The organism is Streptomyces sp. NPDC002577 (assembly GCF_053594815.1).
Genome location: NZ_JBSFWK010000062.1, coordinates 1 through 19,637, shown reverse-complemented (window position 1 = coordinate 19,637; position 19,637 = coordinate 1). Strand labels below are relative to the sequence as shown.

Below are 19,637 nucleotides of genomic sequence, written 5' to 3'. Positions count from 1 at the left end.
ACGCGGAAACGAGCAGGACACGGTGCCGACTCCGGCCTGGGCCGGGGTCCGGCGCGCGCCTGTCACGTCCGCGCGATGCACACCTGAAGCAGGAGATCTCTTCCGCAGGCCGGTGGCCCGCGCCGCGCCGTCTCGTCGGCCGCCGCCCGCAGTCGGGCCAGCGTCCACGGGGCGAGCACTGCGGTACTTGCTACGGCGAGTAGGTCGGGTGCGGGCAGGAGAGTCCGCTCGTGGGCCGGGGTCGAGACGCACGGCATCCCGGGCATCCCGGATGGGCCGGCGGCCCGGACCGCGGGACCGGAAACGTGCCCGGCCGGCGCGGCTGTCAAGACGGCGGCGTGGTGGCCGCCGGTCATCGGCGAGGCAGCAACCGCGGTCATGGCGCCGTGGCAGCCTTCCGCGGCCGTGGCCGGGGCGCCGTGCATGAGGAACAGGCCGAACAGCACCGCGCACACCGTCAGCAGCCGGGCCATGCCCCGCCTGCCTACCTGTGAGCTGTCCACGGCCATGCCCTTCCTTCTCCTTCAGCGCCCGCCATCAGACCATACCCCGGCAGGGTATCGGGTGCTCGATCTCGATTCGGGCCCAGCCCCCGCGGGACGGCCTGCACGGCGACCGACTGATCCCTGCCACTCACCGACCCCGCAAGCCCGCGGACAGAACCTCACGTGAACGTCTCCTCGCACTCGCGCACGGCCTCGGCGTCGCGTCCGTGGGCCTGCAGGGGCGCCTCCGGCCCCTGGGGCGCGGTCTGCCTGCGCCTGTGGGCGCGGTGTTCGGTGGCGAGGTGGGCGCGGTAGGCGGTGGGGCCGCCGTTGCTCATGACCTCGCATGTGATGGTCGAGGGCTCATCGCCGCCGCCCGGGCCGACACCACGGTCGAAGTCCTGCCCGCCAACGCGTCCAGGAAGCCGCGACGTGAAGGCGGCCGAGCGGATCGAGGTCGCCCACGCCGACGGCATCCTGCGGATCCACACCCCGGAAGCGGAGAACCGGACCCTCGGCGCTTCCGGATCCGTCGAGGTCACCGTCCGACTGCCCGCCGGCTCCCGCACCGAGGCGAAGGCCGCCCTCGCCGAATTCCGGGGCGATCCGCCAGGGCGTCCCGCACGCCGTGTAGGTCGGCCTGTCCGGATCACTCCTGCCTCACTCGGCGTACCGACGGGCTCCGCCGCCGTCTTGCGGAGATGCGCGAAGGGTTGATTCCAGTCATGCCCGAGCGTATAAATAAGCAACTTTCTTTCTTACAGGCTGGCTGATGGAGAGATGAGGGCACCGTGACCCGCCGTTATCCAGCAGGTCCGCAGCGGCTGCTGCGTTCGCTCAACGGCCGTGCCGTTCTGGAGGCGATCGACGAAGCGGGGCCGGTCACGACCACCGATCTGGCCGGGCGGATCCCGTTGTCCCGGCCCACCGTGGCCGCCGCCGTCGGGCTGCTGCTGGAGCGCGGGGTGATCACGGAGGTGGGTCCGGCGACGGGCCGCAAGGGGCCGGCCCCCGCGCAGTACCGGGTGAACGCCGACTGCGCCTTCGCGATCGGTATCGACGTCGGGCACCGCAGGATCCGTGCCGCGGTCGCTGACGTCACGGGCCGGATCCGGGCGCGGGCCGAGGCAGAGCAGCACGGCGACCGGGGCGCCGACGCCCTCGTCAGCCAGGTCCTGGAGATGTGCGTGGACCTCGCCGGGCAGGTCGGCCGGGAGCTGCGGGAGATCACCCAGGTCGTCGCGGGCCTGCCGGCCGCGGTCGGGCCGGACGGACGCCGGTTGTCGTACGCGGCCGGACTGCCGGACGCCGGGGAAGGGCTCGGCGAGGCGCTCGGCCGGGCGGTCCCGGTGCCGCTGGTCCTGGAGAACGACGTGAACCTCGCGGCGCTGGCCGAGCGCACCCACGGCCTCGGCACCGAGACCGACGACTTCGTGCTGGTGAGCCTGGGCGTCGGGCTCGGCCTCGGACTGGTCGTGGACGGGCGGGTCCGGCGGGGTGCCACGGGGGTCGCCGGTGAGGCCGGCTACCTGCCCAGCGACCGCATGATCGCACCGGTCGGACAGCGCCGGGACCTGGTGCAGGAACACCTGGGCGCCCGCTACATCAGCGCCGAGGCGCGGCGGCTGGGCCTGCCCGGCGACGGCAGCCCGCGCGCCGTTTTCGACCTGGCCCGCGCCGGCGATCCCGGCGCGCTGGCGATCGTGGACGACACCGCCCGCAGCGTCGCCTACGTGGTGGCCTGCGTCGCCCCTCTCATCGACCCGGCGCTCATCGTGCTGGGCGGCGCCATCGGCGCCAACGGCGATCTGCTGCTCGAGCCGGTCGCCCGTCATCTGGCCGATTTCAGTACCTTCCGGCCGCCCATCGTCGCGTCGGGCCTCGGCCAGGACGCCGTGCTCACCGGAGCCACGACCATGTCGGCGGAGCTGGCCCGCGAGGCCGCCTTCGCCGCCGCCACCACCCCCGTGCCACAGGCGGAGCCGTCGGCTCTGTCCTGAGAAACACCGCGGCGACGCCGTCTTGCCGGACAGCGCCGCCGCTCCTGGTCACCGGGCATTGCCGTGCCCGTCGACCGACGACCGATCCGTCACCCAGGGAATCCCGTCTCCGAGGAAGGACGATCAGTGTTCAAACCTATCACCGGGGCCGCGGCCGCCACGGCCGCCGGAGTCCTGCTGCTGGCAGGCTGCACCTCCACCGGACCCTCCGCCTCCCAGCCCGACTCCGCCATATCCCCCGGCGCCTCGCACGCGGCCACCACGGTCACCGTCTGGACGTTCAACCACCTGCCCAACGAGGTGGCCGCGTTCAAGGCGACCCTGAACCAGCTGCACACCAAGTACCCGTGGCTGACCGTGAAGTTCGTGCCCAACAAGGACGACGCCGCCTACGCCAAGGCGGTCGCCGCGGGCGATCCGCCCGACGTCTTCATCAGCTCCGTGCCCGACAACGTGGCGAAGTTCTGTTACAACGGCACGGTCGCCGACGTCGGCCCCTACCTGAGGTCGGCGAAGATCGACGCGGCCAAGACCTTCCCCGCCGCGACCCTGGCCTACACCCGCTACCAGGGCAAGCAGTGCGCGCTGCCACTGCTGACCGATGCCTTCGCGCTCTACTACAACAAGCAGATGTTCAAGGCGGCCGGCATCACCGAGCCGCCGAAGACGCTCGCCGAACTCACCGCCGCTGCCAAGAAACTGACGGTCAAGAACGCAGACGGCTCCATCAAGACCTACGGCTTCATGCCCCGCTCCGACTACGACGTCAACCGCTACCTCTTCACCGGCGCGCACAGCGGCACCGAGTTCTACGCCGGGAACGGGAAGACCACGTTCGCCTCCGACCCCAAGTGGCAGCAACTGCTGAAGTGGGACCAGGAGCTGATCGACTACTACGGCGAGGCGAATGTCCAGAAGTTCGTCGGCCGTTACCAGCCGCACGCCGACGACGCCGGCAACGCGCTGCTGACCGGGGCCGCCGCCATGGAGTTCGACGGCGAGTGGCACGTCGGCGAGATCGCCACGGAGAAGAAAGGCTTCGACTACGGCGTGGTACCGATGCCGGTCCTGGACGGATCGTCAGGCACTTACGGCGCGGGCAGCACCCTCGGCACCGTCGCCTACCTGTCGGCCGGCTCGCAGCACAAGCAGGAGGCGTTCTTCGCACTCCAGCAGCTCACCACCGACACCACGTTCCTCAACACCCTCGCCGACACGGTCTACAACGTCCCGACCACGTTCGCCGCGCTCAAGGCCTGGGACAAGCGGAACGACCCGCACTGGAAGCCGTTCGTCGACATCTTCGAGAACAAGCATTCCTCCTACAAGACGCTCACCCCGGCGGGCATCGAGGACATGGACACCTGGCGGGCGTTCCTGCTCGACTACGAGCAGGGCAAGGTGAAGGACGTCGCGAGCGGTCTCGCGGGGGTCGGCAAGAAGATCGACGACCTCAACTCCGAGAGCGGGCAGTAGCGATGACGACCGTCCTCGCCCCCGTCGGCGACGCCCCGGGCACGGCGCACCAGCGCGCCGCCCGGGGCGGGCGGCGCCGTCCGAGCCGGGCCCGCTGGTGGGTCGTACTGGCCTTCCTGTCCCCGTTCGTCATCGGGTTCTGCGTCTTCGTGCTCTACCCGGTGGCCGCCACGCTCTACTACTCCTTCACCGACTTCCAGGCCGGGTCGTACCGGCCGGTCCAGTTCGTCGGAATGCGCAACTACCGCGCCCTGTTCACCCAGTCCGACACCTTCTGGGTGTCCGTGCGCAACACCCTGTGGATGGTCGTCGTCATGGTGCCGCTGCGCACCGCCTGGGCCATGTTCACCGCCTGGGTGATCATCCGCGTCAAGCGCGGCCGGGCCGTGTACCGCACGCTGTTCTTCGTGCCGTCGATGGTGCCGGTGGTGGCCGCGGCCCTGTCGTTCATCGTGCTGCTCAACCCGGTCGGCCCGCTCAACCGGCTGCTGGACCTCGTCGGGGTGAGCGGGCCCGGTTGGTTCTCGGACCCCGCATGGTCCAAGCCCAGCCTCGTCCTGATGGCGTTGTGGGCGAGCGGCAACGTGATGGTCATCTTCTCCGCCGCCATGCTCGACGTGCCCCGTGAGCTGTACGAGGCCGCCGAACTCGACGGCGCGGGCACTCTGCAGAAGTTCCGCAGCGTCACCCTCCCGGCGATCTCCCCGGTCATCTTCTTCGCCCTGCTCACCGGGATGATCTACACGTTCCAGTACTTCACCGAGGCGTTCGTCGCCTCCAGCTCCGCGAACGCCACCTCATCCAGCAACGACCTGATCGGCTACCCCGCAGGCTCGCTGCTCTTCTACTCGACCGAGCTGTACCGGCAGGGCTTCGGCTACTTCAAGACCGGCTACGCCTCGGCCATGGCCTGGCTGCTGTTCCTCGTCATCTTCGCGGCGACCGTGGTGTTCATCCGCGCCTCGCGCCGCTTCGTGCACTACTCGGGCGGTGGCCGATGAGCACCCTTCAGCTGACGAAGCAGCGTGCCGGGCGCCGTGCGCTGTACGTGCTCGCCGAGCACGCGCCCGCCGTCGCCGTCGCGCTGTGCTTCCTGCTGCCGCTGACCGTCTGCGTGCTCACCGCGTTCATGACCCAGCACCAGGCCGGTACCGGCTCGCTGTGGCCCTCGCCCTGGGAGTTCGGCAACTTCCGCGAGGTCTTCCGGGCCATGCCGTTCGGCCGCGACCTGCTCAACACCATGCTGTACGCCGGACTCTCCACCGTGGGTGTGGTCGTCTCCTCGGTGCCCGTGGCCTACGCGCTGGCGCGGCTGCGGTGGCGCGGCCGGGAGGCGGTCTTCCTGGTCGTCCTCGCCGCGATGATGATCCCGGCCCAGGTCACCAGCCTGCCGCTGTACGTCATGTACGCGCACGCCGGCTGGGTGGGCACGCTCAAGCCGCTCGTCGTGCCGTCCTTCTTCGGGGACGCGTTCAGCATCTTCCTGCTGCGCCAGTTCTTCCTCACGATCCCGGACGAGTTCACCGAGGCGGCCCGGGTGGACGGTGCGGGCGAACTGCGCATCCTGTGGCGGGTGCTGATCCCGATGGCCCGCCCGGCCATCGCCGCCGTCGGCCTCTTCGCCTTCCTCTACGCGTGGAACGACTTCTACAACCCGCTGCTCTACACGGGCAACAGCGACACCGGCCAGACCCTCGCGGTGGCCCTCAGCCAGCTCGCCAAGAACGGGCACCAGAACGCCTACCAGCTGCAGATGGCGGCCTCGCTGATGTTCCTGCTGCCGGTCCTGGTGCTGTTCTTCCTGGCGCAGAAGGTCTTCGTCGAGGGCATCGCGCTGACCGGCGTCAAGGGCTGACCCCCACATCTCTCATGGGAGCACGAGTGAAGATCACCGTTGTCGGCGGTGGCAGCACCTACACGCCCGAACTGATCGAGGGCTTCGCCCGGCGCGCCGACGTGCTGCCGGTCGGCGAACTCGTCCTGCACGACATCGACGCCGAGCGCCTGGACGTCATCGGCGGCCTGGCCCGCCGTATCCTCGCCCGGCAGGGCTTCCCCGGCCGGCTGACCACCACGACCGACCTGGCCGAGGCGGTGGACGGCGCCGCCGCGGTGCTCGTCCAGCTGCGGGTGGGCGGCCAGGCGGCCCGGCTGGTCGACGAGACCCTGCCGGGCGGCTTCGGCCTGCTCGGCCAGGAGACCACCGGTCCCGGCGGCTTCGCCAAGGCCCTGCGCACGGTGCCGGTGGTGCTCGACATCGCCGAGGAGGTACGGCGGCGGGCCCGGCCCGGTGCCTGGATCGTCGACTTCACCAACCCGGTCGGCATCGTCACCCGAGCCCTGCTGGACGCCGGCCATCGCGCGGTCGGCCTGTGCAACGTTGCGATCAAGTTCCAGCGGCAGCTGGCCGCCCGGCTCGGCACCGATCCCGACCGGGTGCGCCTCGGCCATGCCGGTCTCAACCACCTGTCGTGGATCCGCTCGGTCACCGTGGACGGTGTGGACCGTCTGCCGGAACTCCTGGGCGGCGACGCGCTCGACGAACTCGCCGCGCAAGTCCGCGTCCCTGCCGGGGCGCTGCGCGACCTCGGCGCGATCCCCTCCTACTACCTCCACTACTTCTACTGCACCCAGGAAGAGATCCGGACCCAGCGGGCGGGCTCGCCCCGTGCCGAGCAAGTCCTGGCCATAGAGAAGGAGTTGCTCAGGCTCTATGCCGATCCCGCCCTGGACCGCAAACCAGACCTCCTGCAACAGCGGGGCGGGGCCTACTACAGCGAGGCCGCCGCCGCGCTGGTCACCAGCCTGCTCACCGGCGACGGCGCCCATCACTACGTCAACGTCCGCAACGACGGGCTACTGGGCGGCCTGCCGAACGAGGCGGTGGTCGAGGTGGCCGCCGACGTCGGCTATGCGGGACCCCGCCCGATGCCCGTGCCACCGCTGCCGCCCGAGATGCTGGGCCTCGTCCAGGCGGTCACGGCGTACGAGACCCTCACCGTCGAGGCGGCCCTGACCGGCGACCGCAGAGTGGCCCGGCGGGCCCTGATGGCCAACCCGCTGATACGCGAATGGGGCGTCGCAAACGCCCTGCTCGACGCGCTGCTGGAGGCCAACCGCCGCCATCTTCCCCGGTTCTTCGCCAGCGAGGCTGCCGATGCCTGACCTCGTGGTGGGCGTCGACGGCGGCAACTCCAAGACCGACCTCGTCCTCGCGGACACCGAGGGACGGCTGCTGTCCTGGGTGCGCGGCGCGGGGACCCGTCCGCACCTGGAGGGCATGGAGACCACCACCGAAAGGCTCGCCCGCCTCGGCCGGCAGGCGCTGGAGGAGGCGGGCCTGCCCGAGACGGCCCTGGTGTCGGCCGGCGCGTACTTCCTCGCCAACGTCGACCGGCGGACCCAGGAGCGGCTGGCCCAGCGGCAGTTGACCAATCTGGGCGTGGCCGAGCGGACCGTCGTGCACAACGACACGCTCGCCGTGCTGCGAGCCGGCGCACCAGACGGCTGGGGCGTGGCGGTGGTGTCCGGCGCCGGCATCAACGCCGCCGCCGTCCACCCGGGCGGCCGCTCGGCCCGCTTCCTCTCCCTCGGCGACATCACCGGGGACTGGGGCGGCGGGCTCGCGGTGGCCCGCGCCGGCCTGGGCGCCGCGGTCCGCGCGGGCGACGGACGGGGGCCGGCGACCCGGCTGCGCCAGGAGCTTCCGGTGCACTTCGGCCTGGACAGCGTGGAGGCCGTCGCGCTGGCCGTCAGCGCCGGGGAGATCCCCGTGACCGCCCTGCACGGCCTGGCGCCGCTGGTCTTCGCGACCGCCGAGAGCGGTGACGCGGTGGCGCGGGGCATCGTGGAACGCCTGGGCGACGAGATCGTCGCCATGGTGACCGCCCTGCTCCGCCGGCTCCGTCTGCTGCGCACCCCGACCCCGGTTGTCCTGGGCGGCGGCACCCTCCAGAACGGCCAACTGCTGCTGCGCGACCACATCGGCACTCTGCTGGCCGCCCAGGCACCGCTGGCCCGCCCCCGGGTCCTGGACGTGGCGCCGGTCGCGGGCGCCGCGGCGGAGGCACTGCTGACCGCGGGCGCCCCCGCAGGCGCACAGGACCGGCTCCGCGAGGCCATCGCCGCCCGGAAACCACCGGGCGCAGCCGCCGACTGAGCACCCGGGTCTGGAACACCGCTACGAGCGCAGGCCGCTGTCGTCAGGAGACCTGGACAGACGCGGCCATGCGGACAGCCGTCCGTGCGAGGCGGGAACCCCGATCATTCGCCGCCGGCGTACCCCGCATCCGCCAGGCGCTGGGCCAGGCGGGACAGGCGGTCGCGAGCGTCGTCGAGGAGGAGCAGCAGGCGCGGGGCGGTGCTGTCGGGGCCGGCGGCTTCGCCCAGGATGGACAGTGCGTTGTCCGGAGCGCCGGCGAGCAGGTCGCCGGCCTCTCGGCAGATGATCGACGACGGGGTTCCGCCGCCGTACAGCTCGGCCGGCACCGCCCTGGCAGGGCCCGTGCACTGCCTGGGACGGGTCACCCAGCCGCCCTTTCGGATGACCACCGTTTGGAGGGGCAACATGAGGCTCCTCTGGATGAGCCGCGCCGACCGCGCCCGCTGGCAGGCCCGCCCCCGTCGACTGCGCCGCCCTGCAGTTGGGAGCGCGACACTACATCGACGCCGAGGCGCAGGCACCGGGAACGGCGCTGCAGGAGCTGGGCGGGGCCCGGCTGATCCTTTCCACGGCCGCGAGCAGCGAGCCGCTGGCGGAGCTCGTCGACGGGCTCGCCCCGCACGGCAGGCTCACCGTCGTCGGCTTCGGCGGGACCCCGCTGCACCTGCCCCTGGGCAAGCTCGTCATGCGGGCGCAGTGCATCATGGGCCGCCTCACCGGCAGCCCCTCCGACATCGAACAGGCCATGCGTTTCGCGGTCGCCACTGGTGTCCGCCCGTGGATTCAGGCAGTCCCGCTGGAGGAGGCGCGGCACGCGCTGACACGCTGCGCGAGGGACGGGCCCGCTTCCGGATGGTCCTCACGACCGGCGTATGACCGCCGCGCCCGCCGCTGCCACCAGCCGGCGCTGGGCGGCAAACTGCACCGGGCGTCGACCGAGACCGCCCCCGACCACGCCGGACACACGGAGGGCGCTCTCGCCGCCGCGGAACGGGCCGCGCACGCGATCCTGTCCACAAGCCCTGCCCGCACCATGACCCCTGCCCCTACCCGCACCCTTCAGGGCCAGCGCGGCTCCGGCCAGCCACAGCAGCCGGTCGAAGCCCGGCCCGATCTCGCCCCGCGCACCGCGGACCACGGCCGCCTTGTCGGAGCGGCTCGAACGCTCGTGGACCTCCAGCGTCGGCGTCGTGCCGACCACGTCGATGAACTGGCGCTCGACTTCGTTCTGGATCTCCTCCTGCAGGCGCAGGCGGGTGAAATAGCCGGCGATGAAGGTGCCCTGGGTGAGCATCACGAAGATCGCCACGTTCATCGCCGACAGCAGGGCGACCAGCACGACCCGTTCATAAGTTCGCCGGCGGCCGGGAGCGGTCGCGGCCTCGGCCACGGTGAGGGCGGGGCGACTGAAGTCTCGGCAGGCGTGCAACGGGCGTCGCCGCCGCGGCACGAACGGTCGCTCAGGTGGTCGCTGCTTCGGAGAGCACCACGTCGGCCGCGGCGAGCGCGTCGGCTACCAGGTCAGCCGTGTCCTCCGTGCCCGCGGACAGTCGGACCAGGCCCAACGGGACCGACTCGGCGATCTGTTCCTCGCTGAGCATCCCCCGCCACATGGACGCCGGATGCACGGCCAGCGACTCCACGCCGCCGAGGCTGGCCGACCGGCGGGGGTAGCGCAGCCGGCCGAGGAAGGCGTCGGCCGTCTCGAAACCGCCGGCGAACTCGATTCCCAGTACCCCGCCGAAACCGCTCATCTGACTGACCGCCAGCGCGTGCTGTGGGTGGGTCGCCAGGCCGGGATAGTGCACCTTGGCCACGGCTGGATGCTCGTTCAGTGCCTCCGCGAGCGCCTGGCCGTTGGCGTTGTGCCGTGGCACACGCAGCGGCAGGGTGCGCATGCCGCGCAGCAGCAACCACGCGTCGATCGGGCCGAGCGTGGCTCCGGTGAGCAGTCCGACACACCGTCGGCGCGGTCGTCGTCAGCGTCCGGCTGCGCGGGCAGGGCCTGGCTGGCGGACACCGATTCCACTTCGCCGATGTCCTGCGGCGTGAGGTCGAGGTCGGAGATCTCGTCTTCGCCGGGTCCCTCTGCCTCTCTTCGGGCCTTGCGCCGGTCATTGAGAAGTGAAAAGACAACGGCAGCGAAATAGAGCACCCCGATCGGCGTGGCCAGCGCAAGCATGCTCAGCGGGTCCGTGCTCGGCGTCGCCACAGCCGAAAACACCGTGATCCCCACGATCATGCCGCGCCACCAGCCGAGCATCCGCCGGCCCGACAGCACTCCGGTGAGGTTCAGCATCACCAGCAGCAGCGGCATCTCGAAGGAAAGACCAAAGACGACCACCATGCGGGTGACGAGGTCGAGCAGATCATCCAGCGGCAGCAGATTGTCCACCCCGTGCGGGGTGAAGTCGATCAACACCTTCGCGGTCGTGGGCAGCACCTTGTAGGCGATGACGGCGCCGCCGAAGAACAGCGGGACGCCCGCACCGACGAACGCGTAGGCGTATTTCCGCTCGTGCTTGTGCAAGCCGGGAGCAACGAACGCCCACAGCTGGTACAGCCATACCGGCGAGGCCAGCACGACGCCAGCCATCAGGGACACCTTCAGCGCCAGGGTGAAGGGCGCGAGCAGACCGTTGATCGTGATCCGCGCGCAGGTGGTGTCCGCGGTCTGCTTGGCCAGATCGGCGAAGGACGTCGGGCAGCCGACCGAGTCCAGCACCGGCCTGGTGAAGAAGTCTACGATGCCCTTGTAGGAGAAGCCCGCGGCGATCGTGACGACCAGGATGGCAAGGACGGCCTTGGCGAGCCGGTTGCGGAGCTCACGAAGGTGCTCCGCGAGCGGCATCCGCCCCTCGGGATCCTTCTCCTTGTTGCGGGCCGACTGGGGCACGCCACGTCCTCATCTCGTGCGGCAGGCCGGTGACTACCGGCCCTGCGTCAGTACTTGATCGTCTCCGTCGCCCGGTGGGGCGCGAGCTCGCCACGGCGCCGGTTGGCGGCCGCCCAGGACCGGGCTCAGCCTCAGTGGCTGGTCGTGCTGTCCGTGGGCGCGGTTCGGGCGGTGGCGGTGTCTCCGGGAGCGCCCGGGATCGTCCGCGGTCCCGGTGCAGGCTCAGGCTCGGGGCGTGGCTCGTTCGAGGCGCCGTCGTCCTTCATGGCCTTGGTCTCGCTCTTGAGGATCCGCATGGACTTGCCCAGTGCCCGGGCCGTGTCGGGTAGTTTCTTCGAGCCGAAGATCAAAACCACCACCGCGACCAGGATCAGCAGGTGCCAGGGCTCCAGCGCATCGCGGAACATCGTCACACCACCCCTTCGAACGCGTCGGCCTTCATACCTGCCTCGGCGATCTGTGCCGCTTGTTCCTGCTCGGCAGCGGTGGGAGCGGGAGCGGTGGGAGCGGGAGCGCCCGCGGCGCATCGTGTCTTGCCGCCCCGAGCATGCCCCCATCGCTCTCCGGGCGCGCACAGAGCCTCGGCCGCTGCCCACAGAAGCGTCCCACCCACGACCGGGCCTTGCGGAAGGCCGACGCGGCGGGAGGCGCACGCCTTTGGCCGCGGACGACGGCCCGCTGCCGTGGGCGGGCGCGTCCAGCACGGTTGCCTGTCCGCCGATACGGCGAAGAGTTCCCCCTCCGCGTCCCGGCCGCACTCGGCCGGGACATCACGCTGCCGGACGCGGTCGATGTCCACGACCCGGCAGGGCTCTGCACCGACGGATGGCTGGCACTCGTCGTAGCAGAAGGGGATCCGCAGGAGGTGGCCGGTCAGGCCGGCGTCCGTGCCCGAGGTCTCGTGGGCGGGCGCCTGGGAGGAGGTTTCCCGGTGCACTTGGCACGGCGGTTTCACCGGTGTCCGCCGCCCGCGCCACCGGGAGATTCCCACGGCGTCGTCCAGCCAGGCCTCGCAAGTGACTTCGTCGCCCGTCGCCGCCGCAACCGCGGGGAGCTCGACCGGCAACGGGCGTACGGCGAGGCGCAGTTCGCCGCCTGTGACCTGCATGGCCACCTGCGCCGGCTGCCCGGCCCGCGGAGTGTGCGGGGGCGTTTGGGCCGGATGGACGCCCAGCCGCTGCCCCTGGGAGCAACCATGTTCGGGCACCTGGAACAGCCGATGGGTCTTCGCGTGCGGCCACGGTGCGTTCATCGGCTTTCCCTGGCGTGACCGTTCCTGTCGCCGACCGGCGCGATGTTCACGCGTGCCTGTCGGGCGTGGAAGGCGAGGCGAGTGGAGTTGGCCGGCTGCTGCGGGGGCGTGCCGGGTGTCGATGTCCTTGCGGGGCATGTGTCCTTCTTCCTGTCGGGTCGGGGTCGATTCAGATCCCGGGGCGCCCGGCGGCCGTCCAGGCGGCGTACTCCTGGCGGACGTAGAGGCGGCGGCTGGGGGCGAGTGTGATCGCGTCGGGGTGGTGCGGGCCGGCCACCAGGTCGGGATGGCAGCGGTCGTACAGGACGAGTTGTTCGGCGGTTTCTGCGGCGGCTGCGACCGGGCCGGGGCCGGGGTCGTCCAGGGCCATCCGGTCCATGAGGGCGGCCTGGCAGAGCAGCCAGGCGCGTTCGGCGGCCGTCGCATCGACCGGGGGGCCGGTGACGGGCCTGGCCTGGCGGCCGTCGCGTTCGGCCCCGAGAGCGAGCACTTGGTGCATCTCGCGGCGCAGGTCCGGCGCATTCGCGTACGCCTCGTGCGGGGGCGGGGCGCTGATGCCCTCGCCGCTGTTCGGAGTGACGTCCACGCTCACACCTCCGCCGGTACGTAGGGGCTGGCGCCGCAGCGTTGACGCAGCACCGTGTCGTGGTCGGGGTCGCCGTGATCAAGGGCCGATGGGTGTGCCGCGGACCGCATGTACACCTGGGCCGGGCTCGGGCAGCCGTCGATGGGGCACGGCTTGTGGGTCGCGAAGGCCCACTCGGCGGGTCGTCGGGTGACCCGACGCCGCAGCCGCCGCCCGGTGACCCGTCGCTGTGCGGCAGTGCCGGCCCCGGCAGGGGGTCGCAGCTCGTGCGAAACGTCCGGCCCGGTCATGGCGAGCACCTCAGGCAGGCGCGGACTTCGCGGCCGCTGCGTGTCTGGCGGACCTCGGTCGACTGGGCGAGGTACTGGACGATGCCGGTGCCGCGGCCGTGTTCTTCGGGGGCGATGTCGGGGCGATGGCGTTCCACGGTCGTGCCGGAGTCAGCGACCACAATGTGCAGAGTGCCGTGGTCGAGGACGAGCAGCAGGGTCATACGCTCGCGGCCGTACTGCGCGGCGTTGGCCGCGAGTTCGTCGACGATGAGAACGGCGGAGTCCCGCTCGCTTGCGGGCACACTCCAGGTCTCCAGCAGATCGGCCGTGAAGTGACGAGCGGCGGAGACGTGCGCCTCCTGCGCGGGCAGGGTGAGCAGCGCCTGGTGGCGGCAGGGCTGGCCGAGCAGGGAACTCGGGCTGGGGGAATCCGTCACAAACATGGTCTTCTGTCTCTTCTGTGGATGTACGGAGGCCGGATCGGGAGAGACCGCCAACAACTTCGGGGGCGGTCGACAGGCGGGATCCTGCATGGGCGCGCTCATTGAGTTCCACGGGCGACGCATGCCGAACGGTTCGAGTTATTCGCCCCTTTTGTTCTACTTCTTGCGAGTCACGTCAATGCCAGCGGCCTGGCTGGACTCACTCGCCTCCGTCAGAGCTCGATGCCGTACTCGGCCGGACCAGACACCGGCGGCTCGGTCTCCTCGCCCGTGGTCTTCCGGACGGCCTTGCGGGAACCTCACGCCATAGAGCCGGACGAACATCCCAGCCCGCATCTCGACTTGGTCGCGACACTCGGCATGCAGACATCCGGGATCCTCTTCTCCCCTGCTGCACGGACTTCGGAGGAAAAGGAGAGTCAAGGTCGCCGGCCGTTTGGTGAACCGCATACCGCTGCTCGCGGCAGGGAAGGGCAACACCTCGGCCGTGCCCGTCGTAAAGACCAGGGCGGCGCCACCGGCCACCCGGACAGGAAGTGCACGCCCCGTCGGCGCACTCACGCATCAAGTCGGCTGAGGACTGGGCCGATTCGTTGGAGCCGGGGGTGAGGGTGACCAGGGCCCGGGAACCGTCGGCGCGCTGCTGGAAGGACCAGGGCGCCGGCTTCGGCCTCCTCCCGGTGGAGGTTGAGGTGCATGCCGCCGGCCCTCACATAGCCGTGCCCACCCATGTACGCGGCCGGCACCCGAGGCGGCCCGTCGCGGGGTGGCCGGCCTGCCACTGCGACCGCTGGCCCCGCCCCTCGACCCGCCGGTCGTGCGCACCCGGACGGCCTTCACCTTGATCCGCCCTGCCGCGGAGGTGACCTTTCCCGGCCTGTGGCAGCCGCTTCGACCACCAGCCACCTTCGCGCGCGTGGCGCCGATCAGCCCCTCAGCCATAGAGGTGTCGGTGTCGGCCTTCGAGGCCGCCGCCGCGCTCATCCACCGGGTGCCCTTGTCGGACGATCTCGCCGATCCCGGAGCCGTGCGGCGTGGTGGCATCGGTCGACGACGGTGATCACGAGCGTGCCTGTGCAGCCGATGTCACGAGCACAAGCCTTCTCGATGGCCATCGGCTGGACGCCCTCAGCGCACCCCTCCAGCCCGGTCCACCCGTCTTGAGGCGGCTCGCTTCTTGTCGACTGGCCGGCCCCTCTCCGCCGCGGCACACGCCCCTTCGGTCGCGACGTCTTCTTGGCCTCTTGTGCCGCCGTGCACTCACACCCGACAGCTGTGGTCGCGTCACGCCCGGATCGTGACCAGCTTCTGACCGTTGCCTGCGAGGATCTCGAAGTGCTCGATGGCTTCAGGGGACATGGCAACCGCTCCTGGGACCGTGGTGCCGGGAGGGTACTCGCCTGCCCGCCAGGTAGCGCCGTCCGTCCTGGCTCCGCCGGGCCCGACCGCCTGCAGCCGGCAGGTGATTCCGGCGGGTGCCCCCTTGGCGGAGACCTGCAGGACACTGCCCCAGGCAGAGGGCGAGACCTTCACCGAGGCGGAGACGCCGGTGGCGGGATCGCTTCCGGAGAAGGTGCGCCAGGCAGTCGGCGCGGTCGGCCCAGGCGGCGTCGCCTGACTGCCCACGGATCCGACAGCCGCCAGCCATGTGCCGCCGGCCGCTGCCGCGATGAACATCAGCGAGGCTGCAGCGCCGGCCAGTTGCAGACGCCAGGTCCTGCGGCGCCGGGACGCGGCCTGCTGGAGCAGCCTCTCCAGCACACCCCCCTCTGGCACCTGGGACACCGCGGGCGCGGCGGGCCGTTCGGGCAGGGAGCCCTGCGCGCCTTCGGCTGCCCGTGCCACCAGTCGGCCGGCCAGGTCCCCGTCGGCCGTCGGCACCGTCTGGCCCGAGGCTTCGGCTTCGGCTTCGGTCACCGTCGCCAGCAGCGCAGGCAATCCCGCCAGCTGGGTGTGTTCGGCCCGGCATTCGGCGCATTCCGCGAGGTGGACGCGCACCCGTTCCATTTCCGCCGAGGGCAGCGTGCTCAGGACGTATCCTCCCAGCGCCAGCCGGAGTGCGTCGTGCTCCGCACTCATGGTCGCCACCTCCTGCCCGCCACGGTCATGGCTCGATCCCCCGTTCCTGCAGCGCCAGCCGCAGGGCGTGCAGGGCGTAGTACGTCCGCGACTTCACGGTGCCCAGCGGGATGCCCAGCACCTGCGCGGCCTCCACCATGGTCCGGCCACGGTAGTAGGTCTCCAGCAGGACGGCGCGGTGGTCCGGGGACAGCGACCGGACCGCGTCGGCAACCGCCCAGCTCTGCAGTGCCTGCTCGATCTCGTCCTCGCCAGGTTTCTGCTCGGCGGCTCGCTCCAGCACCTCGCCGCCGGCCTCGGTCGGCCTGGCCTGCCGGGCCCGATGGGCGTCGATGACCAGGTGCCGGGCGACCGTACACAGCCATGCCCGGGCCGGGCCGCGTGCGGGGTCGAAGGCGGCGGGATGCTGCCACGCTCGCAGCAGTGTCTCCTGCACCACATCCTCCGCCCATTGCCAGTCTCCTGAGGTCAGTCGCAGCACGTAGTGGAACAGGGCTCCTGCGTGCTCCGCGTACAGAGTGCGCAGCAGTTCCTCATCCGCGGTCGAAAGGGTCCCTTTACCGGAGACACGGCGCGCGGAGCGATCCGGATCGGTCCTTGGATCACGCTTTCGGGAACTCCGGGACATAAGCCGATCATCGCGCATATACACCGCTTTGTCCGGTAACACACAGCGAGGCACAAGTAACACTCTGTGAGCACCGCGGGAGCACGTCGGCAGCTGGCCTCACGACACCACCGGGACCATCCGTGCACAGCACCCGAGGAGGCCGACCGATCTGCGGCGATGCCAAGAAGTCTCACAAAAGTGCATATATGCCGAACCGTATGACCCCCGCCGTCCGTGGAGCCGGACGAAAGCCGACTTACACGCAGTTCCTCATCGATTCCCCCGTGTCAAAGGACGGATCAGAGGTGACCGAAACACACCACGCGACGCGTGCACTCCTGGCACCGGCCACGCTCGCCGTGCCCCCGTGCATCGAAGTCGGCGCCACCGCGCCCCCCGGCCCGTACCCAGGGCACACCACGGCGACGGCTCTGCGCAGCGCTGGACGCGTGCAGCGATCGAGAGGCCATGAACACGGCATCCACCACACATCCCTGCGGTTGCCTGCGCCCCCTGTCGGCGCAGCCCCCATCTCCGCCTGATCAGTGAGGAACGGACACCATGCATCTGAACTTCCGCACACCAGGCCGGCGATCACGCTCTGCGGCCGGGCTGGCCGTCGCCACCATCGCCACCGCTGGCGCGCTGGGGCTCCTCAGCTCATGCGGCCAGTCGCCGCACCCCTCGTCCTCCGGAGCCGGCGCCATCACACCCGGTCCGGGTCAGCACCGGACGGCCGGGATGCCCGGTGCCACGGGGCCGGGGAACACGGCGGGCTCCCCTCCCGGCGCCTCGCCGATGCCCAGCATGAGCATGCCCACGAGTCACTCGAGCACGGGCGCGCCGGCCGCGCCGGTGGCCGGGAACGCCGTTGCCATCACGAACTTCGCATTCTCCCCGGCCACGCTGAAGGTGAAGGTGGGTACGACGGTGGCCTGGACCAACCAGGACACCGACGCCCACACCGTCACCAGCGCCGGAACGGGCGGCCCGTTGCATTCCGCCGCCCTGGCCACACACGCCACCTACAGCTACACGTTCACCAAACCCGGCACCTACGCCTATCTCTGCACCATCCATCCGTTCATGACCGCCACCGTGGAGGTGACCTGATGACCGACTACTACGACAGTCACGACGGAGCGCCGGACCACGATGCCGGTCAGCCCGATACGGAACACGGTATGAATCGGCGTCAACTCCTCCGGCATGCAGGGTGGTTCGGCGGTGCGGTGGTACTGACCCTGGCCAGTGGAGAGGTGATCAGCCACATCGCCGACTCCCGGGGCACCAACGCCGGGGCCGTTGCAGCTGGAAGCGACGCGCTGCGGTTCGTGCAGGTCTCCGACAGCCATATCGGGTTCCAGGGCCCGGCGAACATGGACGTGGCCGGCTCCTTCACCGAAGCGATCAACCAGGTCAACTCGCTCGGATTCAGGCCTGACTTCGTCATGCACAGCGGCGACCTGACCCACCTGTCCACGGCCGGACAGTTCGACCAGGTCAAGCAGATGATGGCCGGAATGAAGACAGACCGTGTCTTCACCGTACCCGGCGAGCACGACTCCATCGGCGATGCGGGCCGCGCCTACCGGCGGACCTTCGGCATGGGCACGCTCGGCGACGGCTGGTACAGCTTCGACACCCACGGCGTGCATTTCATCGCCCTGGTCAACACCCTGAGCCTGGAGAAGCTCGGCCACCTCGGCAACGACCAGATCGACTTCGTTCGCAAGGACGTCGCCGGACTGTCGTCGGACACCCCCATCGTGGTCTTCAGCCACATACCGCTGTTCGCCATGTACCCGCAGTGGGGCTGGAGCACCGACGACGCCCTCAAGGCTATCGCCCTCCTGCGCCGCTTTTCCTCTGTCACCTGTCTCAACGGGCACGTCCACCAGCTGTTCACCAAGACAGAGGGCAACATCACCTTCCACTCCGCCACCACCACCGCCTACCCCCTGCCCAAACCGGGCCGTGCCTCCGCCCCCACCCCGCAGGTCGTCCCCGCCCGACAGCTCAAAGACGCACTCGGCATCCGCAGCGTCGGCTACCGCCAAGGCGACCGCGAACTGGCCATAAAGGATCAGAGGCTGGCATGAACATCCGAGGACTCCCGACCCCCGCCTTGCGGTGGGCGACTGCCGCAACCCTCGCCGCCGGCGGATACATCCACGCCCAGCTCTACATCGACGAGTACCGCTTCATCCACATCATCGGCCCCTTGTTCCTCCTCCAGGCCGGCGCTTCCTTCGCCCTCGCTGCCCTGCTGCTGACGGGGACACCACCCCTGCTGCTGAGGGCCGCCGCGGCAGGCGTCGCGCTCGGGGCCCTCGGCGGCTTCACTGCCTCGCGCACCGTAGGCGTGTTCGGATTCACCGAGCGCGGTCTGCAGCCCGCACCACAGGCCGTCCTCAGTCTCCTCGCCGAAACCGGCACGCTGCTGCTTCTCGCGACCTGGCAGATGACCGTGGCCACACAACACCGCGCTGCCCGACCACCCGTCAGGCCACCGATCCGGAACGGGGCCACCACCCGCACACCACCCGACTGAACCACCACGGCGGAGCCCGCCATCTACGCCACCTGCCACTCTTCCCGGAACAAGGGGTATCTCCCATGCACCTGGAACCACGCCCAGGAATCGCCTGGCCGAGTCCACACCTCCGCGAACTGAGGGACGCTGTGCGCATCCTGCTCGGCCTGGACGACGACACCGCCGTCGTGATCCGCCAATTCAGTTGTGGTGAACTCGGCTACCCACCGCTGGAAACCGTCGTCGAGGTGCTGCCGATGGACGGCGGGGTCCACCGCTGGACACTCCACCGCCCCGCCGACCAGATCACCGAGCACGACCTACGGGCGACCCTGCTCCACCCCCGGCCGAGCTGACCGGAGCCTGGCCTGGCCGCCCCTGAACCCGGCAGCCCACGGGTCAGTCAAAAGCGCTGTGCGGAGCGACCAGGTAGGGGGAGCAGCTCGCCGAAGCCAACCTGTACGAGACCGCGGCCGGCCTGATCGTGCTCGCGCCCGGCTGCAATCTCAAGCAGCCCCACCCGCAGTAGGCCACCCCCGCCCAGGCTGACCGCCTCAAGCAGGCCTTGGACGCCCTAGCAGCGGCGCGGCAGGGCCGGCGGGCGGTCTGCGGTCCAGGTCGGAAACGGAGGCAAGGCGGAGTGGCGGAAGCGCGCGGCGACCAGGCCGTGGGCCGGGCGGCTGCGTCGAGGCCGCCGGCGCCGTGCCGGATGACGGCGGCCTGGTCCTCGACCAAAGGTCGTCGTGTCCGTCAAGCCCCGAATTGCAGGGGCGTGACCCGCAGCGCTCGTCCGGGGCTTACTGGAGACACACCGGGTCACGCAGAGCAGGGTGGCCCACC

The 19,637-nt window shown here is 70.6% G+C and carries 22 protein-coding genes and 3 pseudogenes; 13 read left to right on the top strand and 12 right to left on the bottom strand.

Features of this window, described 5'->3' with window-relative positions; translation table 11 throughout:
* Positions 1 to 62: 62 nt before the first annotated feature.
* Positions 63 to 509, bottom strand: a complete 447-nt coding sequence (locus tag ACWD4J_RS40350) for a hypothetical protein (RefSeq protein WP_451400532.1) — start codon at positions 507 to 509, stop codon at positions 63 to 65.
* Positions 510 to 667: 158 nt separating this feature from the next.
* A pseudogene (locus ACWD4J_RS40345) lies at positions 668 to 853 on the bottom strand (MarR family transcriptional regulator); the annotation flags it as partial.
* Between ACWD4J_RS40345 and ACWD4J_RS40340 the strand changes: the two are divergent.
* From ACWD4J_RS40340 to ACWD4J_RS40310, 7 genes and pseudogenes are all read left to right on the top strand, one after another.
* Positions 848 to 1,088, top strand: a pseudogene (locus ACWD4J_RS40340) (hypothetical protein); the annotation flags it as partial. The pseudogenes ACWD4J_RS40345 and ACWD4J_RS40340 overlap by 6 nt on opposite strands.
* Before the next feature lie 188 nt (positions 1,089 to 1,276).
* Positions 1,277 to 2,485 (top strand): ROK family transcriptional regulator, encoded by a 1,209-nt coding sequence (locus ACWD4J_RS40335; RefSeq protein WP_451400531.1) that lies wholly within the window; start codon positions 1,277 to 1,279, stop codon positions 2,483 to 2,485.
* 126 nt (positions 2,486 to 2,611) lie between these two features.
* Complete coding sequence (locus ACWD4J_RS40330) at positions 2,612 to 3,961, top strand: ABC transporter substrate-binding protein (protein WP_451400530.1); 1,350 nt, start codon at positions 2,612 to 2,614, stop codon at positions 3,959 to 3,961.
* Positions 3,962 to 3,963: 2 nt separating this feature from the next.
* Positions 3,964 to 4,962 (top strand): carbohydrate ABC transporter permease, encoded by a 999-nt coding sequence (locus tag ACWD4J_RS40325; protein WP_451400529.1) that lies wholly within the window; start codon positions 3,964 to 3,966, stop codon positions 4,960 to 4,962.
* Positions 4,959 to 5,816, top strand: a complete 858-nt coding sequence (locus tag ACWD4J_RS40320; RefSeq protein ID WP_451400528.1) for a carbohydrate ABC transporter permease — start codon at positions 4,959 to 4,961, stop codon at positions 5,814 to 5,816. The genes ACWD4J_RS40325 and ACWD4J_RS40320 overlap by 4 nt, the downstream gene beginning before the upstream one ends.
* A 26-nt stretch (positions 5,817 to 5,842) precedes the next feature.
* The gene (locus ACWD4J_RS40315; protein ID WP_451400527.1) at positions 5,843 to 7,126 is read left to right on the top strand and encodes a 6-phospho-beta-glucosidase; all 1,284 of its coding nucleotides are present in this window, start codon (positions 5,843 to 5,845) and stop codon (positions 7,124 to 7,126) included.
* Complete coding sequence (locus ACWD4J_RS40310; RefSeq protein WP_451400526.1) at positions 7,119 to 8,120, top strand: N-acetylglucosamine kinase; 1,002 nt, start codon at positions 7,119 to 7,121, stop codon at positions 8,118 to 8,120. The genes ACWD4J_RS40315 and ACWD4J_RS40310 overlap by 8 nt, the downstream gene beginning before the upstream one ends.
* Before the next feature lie 104 nt (positions 8,121 to 8,224).
* Here ACWD4J_RS40310 and ACWD4J_RS40305 read toward each other — a convergent pair whose 3' ends face one another.
* Positions 8,225 to 8,530, bottom strand: a complete 306-nt coding sequence (locus tag ACWD4J_RS40305) for a hypothetical protein (RefSeq protein ID WP_451400525.1) — start codon at positions 8,528 to 8,530, stop codon at positions 8,225 to 8,227.
* A 74-nt stretch (positions 8,531 to 8,604) separates the two neighbouring features.
* Here ACWD4J_RS40305 and ACWD4J_RS40300 point away from each other — a divergent pair.
* Positions 8,605 to 8,868: pseudogene (locus ACWD4J_RS40300) on the top strand (zinc-binding dehydrogenase); the annotation flags it as partial.
* 114 nt (positions 8,869 to 8,982) lie between these two features.
* On the opposite strand, the gene ACWD4J_RS40295 reads toward ACWD4J_RS40300, so the two are convergent.
* The 7 genes from ACWD4J_RS40295 to ACWD4J_RS40265 all read right to left on the bottom strand — a co-directional run bounded on the left by ACWD4J_RS40295 (position 8,983) and on the right by ACWD4J_RS40265 (position 13,566).
* Positions 8,983 to 9,462, bottom strand: coding sequence for a hypothetical protein (locus ACWD4J_RS40295; protein ID WP_451400558.1), 480 nt, complete (start codon positions 9,460 to 9,462; stop codon positions 8,983 to 8,985).
* Between the two features lie 121 nt (positions 9,463 to 9,583).
* The gene (locus ACWD4J_RS40290) at positions 9,584 to 10,021 is read right to left on the bottom strand and encodes a PLP-dependent transferase (protein ID WP_451400524.1); all 438 of its coding nucleotides are present in this window, start codon (positions 10,019 to 10,021) and stop codon (positions 9,584 to 9,586) included.
* Positions 9,955 to 11,019 (bottom strand): twin-arginine translocase subunit TatC, encoded by a 1,065-nt coding sequence (gene tatC / locus ACWD4J_RS40285; RefSeq protein WP_451400523.1) that lies wholly within the window; start codon positions 11,017 to 11,019, stop codon positions 9,955 to 9,957. Before tatC ends, ACWD4J_RS40290 begins: the two co-directional genes overlap by 67 nt.
* Positions 11,020 to 11,150: 131 nt before the next feature.
* Positions 11,151 to 11,426 (bottom strand): Sec-independent protein translocase subunit TatA, encoded by a 276-nt coding sequence (gene tatA, locus ACWD4J_RS40280; protein WP_451400556.1) that lies wholly within the window; start codon positions 11,424 to 11,426, stop codon positions 11,151 to 11,153.
* Positions 11,427 to 11,428: 2 nt separating this feature from the next.
* Complete coding sequence (locus ACWD4J_RS40275) at positions 11,429 to 12,271, bottom strand: hypothetical protein (protein WP_451400522.1); 843 nt, start codon at positions 12,269 to 12,271, stop codon at positions 11,429 to 11,431.
* 169 nt (positions 12,272 to 12,440) lie between these two features.
* Positions 12,441 to 12,857 carry a hypothetical protein gene (locus ACWD4J_RS40270; protein WP_451400521.1) on the bottom strand — a complete coding sequence of 139 codons (417 nt, stop codon included), beginning with the start codon at positions 12,855 to 12,857 and terminating at the stop codon, positions 12,441 to 12,443.
* Positions 12,858 to 13,143: 286 nt separating this feature from the next.
* Positions 13,144 to 13,566, bottom strand: a complete 423-nt coding sequence (locus ACWD4J_RS40265) for an ATP-binding protein (protein WP_451400520.1) — start codon at positions 13,564 to 13,566, stop codon at positions 13,144 to 13,146.
* Between the two features lie 772 nt (positions 13,567 to 14,338).
* Here ACWD4J_RS40265 and ACWD4J_RS40260 point away from each other — a divergent pair.
* The gene (locus tag ACWD4J_RS40260) at positions 14,339 to 14,632 is read left to right on the top strand and encodes a hypothetical protein (RefSeq protein ID WP_451400519.1); all 294 of its coding nucleotides are present in this window, start codon (positions 14,339 to 14,341) and stop codon (positions 14,630 to 14,632) included.
* Positions 14,633 to 14,856: 224 nt separating this feature from the next.
* Here the strand turns inward: ACWD4J_RS40260 and ACWD4J_RS40255 are convergent, their stop codons facing one another.
* Both ACWD4J_RS40255 and ACWD4J_RS40250 read right to left on the bottom strand, forming a co-directional pair.
* The gene (locus tag ACWD4J_RS40255; protein ID WP_451400518.1) at positions 14,857 to 15,651 is read right to left on the bottom strand and encodes a zf-HC2 domain-containing protein; all 795 of its coding nucleotides are present in this window, start codon (positions 15,649 to 15,651) and stop codon (positions 14,857 to 14,859) included.
* A gap of 25 nt (positions 15,652 to 15,676) precedes the next feature.
* Entirely contained in the window at positions 15,677 to 16,279 is a 603-nt protein-coding gene (locus ACWD4J_RS40250) for a sigma-70 family RNA polymerase sigma factor (RefSeq protein ID WP_451400517.1), read from the bottom strand.
* 789 nt (positions 16,280 to 17,068) lie between these two features.
* Between ACWD4J_RS40250 and ACWD4J_RS40245 the strand changes: the two genes are divergently transcribed.
* The 4 genes from ACWD4J_RS40245 (at position 17,069) to ACWD4J_RS40230 (ending at position 19,153) form a co-directional block, all read left to right on the top strand.
* Positions 17,069 to 17,374, top strand: a complete 306-nt coding sequence (locus tag ACWD4J_RS40245) for a plastocyanin/azurin family copper-binding protein (protein ID WP_451400516.1) — start codon at positions 17,069 to 17,071, stop codon at positions 17,372 to 17,374.
* Positions 17,374 to 18,363, top strand: a complete 990-nt coding sequence (locus ACWD4J_RS40240; RefSeq protein ID WP_451400515.1) for a metallophosphoesterase family protein — start codon at positions 17,374 to 17,376, stop codon at positions 18,361 to 18,363. Before ACWD4J_RS40245 ends, ACWD4J_RS40240 begins: the two co-directional genes overlap by 1 nt.
* Complete coding sequence (locus ACWD4J_RS40235; RefSeq protein WP_451400514.1) at positions 18,360 to 18,815, top strand: hypothetical protein; 456 nt, start codon at positions 18,360 to 18,362, stop codon at positions 18,813 to 18,815. The genes ACWD4J_RS40240 and ACWD4J_RS40235 overlap by 4 nt, the downstream gene beginning before the upstream one ends.
* Positions 18,816 to 18,880: 65 nt before the next feature.
* Positions 18,881 to 19,153 carry a hypothetical protein gene (locus tag ACWD4J_RS40230; RefSeq protein ID WP_451400513.1) on the top strand — a complete coding sequence of 91 codons (273 nt, stop codon included), beginning with the start codon at positions 18,881 to 18,883 and terminating at the stop codon, positions 19,151 to 19,153.
* The last annotated feature ends 484 nt before the right edge of the window (positions 19,154 to 19,637 follow it).

Coding starts and splice junctions, on each gene's coding strand:
- ACWD4J_RS40245 (WP_451400516.1), top strand. CDS start 17,069: ATGAGCATGCCCACGAGTCACTCGAGCACGGGCGCGCCGGCCGCGCCG.
- ACWD4J_RS40250 (WP_451400517.1), bottom strand. CDS start 16,279: ATGTCCCGGAGTTCCCGAAAGCGTGATCCAAGGACCGATCCGGATCGC.
- ACWD4J_RS40320 (WP_451400528.1), top strand. CDS start 4,959: ATGAGCACCCTTCAGCTGACGAAGCAGCGTGCCGGGCGCCGTGCGCTG.
- ACWD4J_RS40290 (WP_451400524.1), bottom strand. CDS start 10,021: ATGCGCACCCTGCCGCTGCGTGTGCCACGGCACAACGCCAACGGCCAG.
- ACWD4J_RS40275 (WP_451400522.1), bottom strand. CDS start 12,271: ATGAACGCACCGTGGCCGCACGCGAAGACCCATCGGCTGTTCCAGGTG.
- tatA (WP_451400556.1), bottom strand. CDS start 11,426: ATGTTCCGCGATGCGCTGGAGCCCTGGCACCTGCTGATCCTGGTCGCG.
- ACWD4J_RS40240 (WP_451400515.1), top strand. CDS start 17,374: ATGACCGACTACTACGACAGTCACGACGGAGCGCCGGACCACGATGCC.
- ACWD4J_RS40305 (WP_451400525.1), bottom strand. CDS start 8,530: ATGTTGCCCCTCCAAACGGTGGTCATCCGAAAGGGCGGCTGGGTGACC.
- ACWD4J_RS40325 (WP_451400529.1), top strand. CDS start 3,964: ATGACGACCGTCCTCGCCCCCGTCGGCGACGCCCCGGGCACGGCGCAC.
- ACWD4J_RS40310 (WP_451400526.1), top strand. CDS start 7,119: ATGCCTGACCTCGTGGTGGGCGTCGACGGCGGCAACTCCAAGACCGAC.
- ACWD4J_RS40235 (WP_451400514.1), top strand. CDS start 18,360: ATGAACATCCGAGGACTCCCGACCCCCGCCTTGCGGTGGGCGACTGCC.
- ACWD4J_RS40230 (WP_451400513.1), top strand. CDS start 18,881: ATGCACCTGGAACCACGCCCAGGAATCGCCTGGCCGAGTCCACACCTC.
- ACWD4J_RS40350 (WP_451400532.1), bottom strand. CDS start 509: ATGGCCGTGGACAGCTCACAGGTAGGCAGGCGGGGCATGGCCCGGCTG.
- ACWD4J_RS40255 (WP_451400518.1), bottom strand. CDS start 15,651: ATGAGTGCGGAGCACGACGCACTCCGGCTGGCGCTGGGAGGATACGTC.